The sequence below is a fragment of the Lentzea sp. NPDC102401 genome, assembly GCF_044765805.1.
Classification (GTDB): Bacteria; Actinomycetota; Actinomycetes; order Mycobacteriales; family Pseudonocardiaceae; genus Lentzea; species Lentzea sokolovensis.
Map to the genome: position 1 here is coordinate 1 of NZ_JBIWKS010000039.1, position 1,467 is coordinate 1,467.

The window sequence follows — 1,467 nt, forward strand, 5'->3', positions numbered from 1 at the left end:
GGGTGAGGTCGACTCGGGACGCGGTGCTGGCCTCGCAGCCAGTCCGTTTCCCCGAGCCGCCTCCCGCACCGGACGTGCGCCTCTCAACGCATCCGGCGCTCCACAAACCCCTCTGTGCAGCCAGGTATCTCACGCCGTGCTCGGCCATGGCGACGGGATCTTCGTTCCCCGGTAGCGGTAGCGGGTGGTGCTCACCGCTGCGGGGTCGAACAGGATCACGTCGCCGTCTGCGGGCCACCACCGCTGGTTGGACACGGTGCAGTAGCGGCGTCGCAGCTTCTCCCAGTTGATCCGGCGGTGTTTCTTGCGGATCCATCGCATGACCCGGTGCCAGACATAGCAGCGCAGGTATTCGAAGGTCGCGTTGGACACTCCCGGCCGGAAGTAGGCCGTCCAGCCCCGCAGCATCGGGTTGAGCCGACGCAGCAGGTCTGCCAGCGAATCGTTGACGTTCTGTAGGCACACCGTCTTGACCTTCGTCATGATCGCGCGCAGCGCCTTCTTCGACGGATAGGTGTAGACGTAGTGCGCGGCTGTGCCTCGCTTGCGGTGGCGCTGGATGCGCCAGCCAAGGAAGTCGAGCCCCTCATCGAGGTGGGTGATCATCGTCTTCTCGGCCGACAGGGCAAGCCCCATCGTGCCGAGCACCGCTGCCACCTCCGGAAGAAGCGCTTCGGCTTGCGCCCGATTGCCGGACACCATGATCACGAAGTCGTCCGCGTACCGGATGAGCCGGTAGTTGGCGAGTCCGTGCCGACGCCGTTTCGCTCGCTCCACGGTGCTGATCGTGTGCTGGTCGAAGTGCTCGTCCAGCACCGACAGCGCCACGTTGGCCAGCAGCGGTGAGAGGATGCCGCCCTGCGGAGTGCCGGTGTCGCTGCCCCAGATCTGACCGTCCCGGCCGAGAATCCCGGCTTTCAGGAAGGCTTTGACCAACAGCAGGACGCGTTTGTCTCCGACCCGGCGACGCACCCGGTCCATCAGGGCCGCGTGATCGATCCGGTCGAAACATGCCTCGATGTCGCCCTCGACGACCCACTCGTAGGAGTTGGACGCCAGATGCCACGTCTCGGTCACCGCGTCCTGAGCGCGACGATTCGGGCGGAACCCGTAGGAACACGAACGGAAGTCCGCCTCGAAGATCGGCTCCAGCACCAGCTTCAGAACCGCTTGCACGACCCTGTCCCGCACGGTCGGTATCCCCAGCCGACGAACTTTGCCTTTCGCCTTCGGGATGTTCACCGCTCGCACGGGCATCGGACGGAACTCACGCGCCTTCAACTCGACCCGCAACTGTTCCAGCAGAACCGATTCCTGCTGCCACCACCGCACCGCGTGAGCGGTCATGCCGTCCACGCCGGCGGTCCTGGCGCCCGTGTTGCTCCGCACCCGACTCCACGCCACCAGAAGGAACGCAGGATCGGCAACGAGATTGTACAGATCGCCGAACTGGCGATGAGGATCATC

General features: G+C 65.2%; 1 protein-coding gene. It reads right to left on the minus strand.

All coding sequences use genetic code 11. The annotated features are described in order from the left end of the window. Nucleotides 1-129: 129 nt before the first annotated feature. Nucleotides 130-1,467: group II intron reverse transcriptase/maturase (gene ltrA / locus ACIRG5_RS48375; protein WP_402918510.1), on the minus strand; the 1,338-nt coding region annotated here is incomplete at its 5' end.